This window comes from Nonomuraea sp. NPDC001699 (genome assembly GCF_053596455.1).
Window position 1 is genome coordinate 1 of record NZ_JBSFGF010000072.1, and the last position, 2,974, is coordinate 2,974.

At 70.7% G+C, this 2,974-nt stretch carries 1 protein-coding gene; it reads right to left on the reverse strand.

Features of this window, described 5'->3' with window-relative positions:
* On the reverse strand, nucleotides 1–2,974 hold a 2,974-nt coding region (locus tag ACWCSU_RS52695), incomplete at both ends, for a type I polyketide synthase (protein WP_449945211.1).

The following is a 2,974-nucleotide window of genomic DNA, read 5'->3' on the forward strand; positions in this document are numbered from 1 at the left end:
ACCCGGCCATCCCCGATCAGGTCACGCACCCGCTCCACCGGCAGCGGCACCGACGCCATCGCCCCCAAACCGGCAAGCCTCTCGGCGATCAGACGGCTGCGCAGGGCCACCACACGGGCGCCGTCGCAGAGCGACAGACCACCCGCCACAACAGCAGCGGCGATCTCACCCTGCGAATGCCCGACCACCACATCAGGACGAAGACCCAGCGACTCCCACACCGCCGCGAGCGACACCATCACCGCCCACGACACCGGCTGGACCACATCCACCCGATCCAGCTCGACCGCGTCGAGGAGCGGCCAGTCCACGAACGGCTGCAAAGCCGCAGCGCACTCCGCCATCCGAGCCGCGAACACCGGCGACTCCTCCAGCAACCGCCGCCCCATCCCCACCCACTGAGCGCCCTGGCCGGGGAACACCCACACCGACTTCCCCTCGACGTCGGCCACCCCCGTGACCACACCCGCTCCGGGCTCGCCCAATGCCACCGCCCGCAGGTCCCCGCCGACGACCACGGCCCGGTGCTCGAACACCGATCGGGTCGTGGCCAGCGAATACCCCACGTCCACCGGGCTCAGCTCACCGACACGTTCCAGCAGACGCCCCGCCTGCGCCCGCAACGCCCCGGCGGTCCTGCCCGACACCACCCACGGCGTCACACCGCCTGCCGTACCGGCGGGCTCCTCGACCAGCGGTCCCTGTTCCAGAATCAGGTGCGCGTTGGTGCCGCTGATCCCGAACGACGACACACCCGCGCGGCGGGGGTGCCCGGTCTCCGGCCACTCGGCCGCCTCCGCCAGCACCTCCACCGCACCCGACGACCAGTCCACATGCGAGGACGGCGCGTCCACATGGAGAGATCTGGGCAGCAGACCATGCCGGAGTGCCATGACCATCTTGATCACACCGGCGACACCCGCGGCCGCCTGGGTGTGACCGATGTTCGACTTGATCGACCCCAGCAACAGCGGCCGCTCCCGATCCTGGCCGTAGGTGGCCAGCAGCGCCTGGGCCTCGATCGGGTCACCAAGGACGGTACCCGTCCCGTGTGCCTCGACCGCGTCCACCTCCGCGGGAGTGAGCCCGGCGTTGGCCAGCGTCTGGCGGATCACCCGGCGCTGCGACGGCCCGTTCGGCGCCGTCAGCCCGTTCGACGCCCCGTCCTGATTGATCGCGGACCCTCGCACGGTCGCCAGGATCTGATGCCCGTTGCGCTGAGCGTCCGACAGTCGCTCCAGCATGACCAGCCCGACGCCTTCGGACCAGCCGATGCCGTTCGCCGCATCGGCGAACGCCTTGCACCGGGCGTCAGGGGCCAGCCCGCCCTGCTCGTTGAACTCGGCGAACGCTCCCAACGTGGCCATCACCGTCGCACCGCCGGCGAGGGCCAGCGAGCACTCGCCGTTGCGCAGCGCCTGTGCCGCCATGTGGATGGTGACCAGCGACGACGAACACGCGGTGTCCACCGTCACCGCCGGGCCCTCCAGCCCGAACGTGTAGGACAGCCGCCCGGACGCCACGCTCGCCAGATGGCCGGTCATGATGTGACCGCGTGACTCCTCCCCGGGAACGTAGTCCGTCCCCACGGAGCCGACGTACACACCGGTGGCGCTGCCACGCAACGCCTCGGCCGGGATGCCCGCGCGTTCGAAGGCTTCCCAGGCGACTTCCAGCAGCAGCCGTTGCTGCGGGTCCATCGCCAGCGCCTCACGCGGCGAGATCCTGAAGAACTCCGCGTCGAACTCGGGCGCGTCGAAGACGAACCCGCCCTTCAGCCCGAAGTCTCCGTAGCTCTGCCAGCCGCGATCACTCGGAAGCGGTGTGATGGCGTCCTTCTCCTCGACGACCAGCCGCCACAGGTCCTCTGGGGAGTTCACCCCGCCGGGGAAGCGGCACGCCATCGACACGATCACGATCGGGTCGTCCGTCATCGAGACAGCGGCCACGGGCACGACGACGTCGCCCTGCGTTCCGAGCACCTCACTCAGCAGGTGCTCGCCCAGGACGGTCGGGGTCGGGTAGTCGAAGATGGCCGTGGACGGCAGGCGCAGCCCGGTGGCGGTGTTGAGCCGGTTGCGCAGTTCGATCGCGGTGAGCGAGTCGAAGCCCAGCTCACGGAACTCGCGGCGCGCCTCCACGGCGTCCGGCGACGGATGCCCAAGGACTGCGGCGGCCTGAGCACGGACCAGATCGACGGCGAACCGGACGCGGTCGGCCTGCGTCATCCCGGCCAACTGCCGCGCCAGCACCCCATCACCGGCGGGCGACGACGATGCCGTACGGCGGGCACTGCGCACGAGCCCACGCAGCAGCGGCGGGATCCGCTCCTGCGGCAGGGCGGGTGGGTTAAACCGCACCGGGACCACCAACGGCGGCTCTGCGCCGAGCGCGGCATCGAAGAGCGCGAGCCCCTGCTCGGTGGTGATCGGCGGCATCCCGGCAGCCGTCATCCGCTGGATGTCCGCCTGGGACATGCCGCCGGTCATCCCGGTGGCCTGCTCCCACAGTCCCCATGCCAGCGACAAGCCCGGCATTCCCTGCGCCCGGCGCTGAGCCATCAACGCGTCCAGCCATGCGTTCGCCGCCGCGTAGTTGCCCTGCCCGGCGCTGCCCATCACTCCGGCGAAGGAGGAGAACACCACGAACGCGGCGAGGTCCATGCCCTGGGTGAGCTCATGGAGGTGCCAGGCCGCATCCACTTTCGGCCGCAGCACCGTGTCCAGCCGCTCCGGGGTCAGCGAGGCGATCGTGCCATCGTCCAGCACACCCGCCGCATGGATCACCACTGTCAGAGCCCGCCCCGCCACAAGCGCCGCGACCTGCTCCCGCTCCGCGACATCGCAGGCGACGATCTCGACGTCAACACCCCGCGCGACCAGCTCGGCCCGCAACTCCGCCGCACCCGGAGCATCAAGCCCGCGCCGACTGGTCAACACCAGATGACGCACCCCATGCTCGGCCACCACATGCC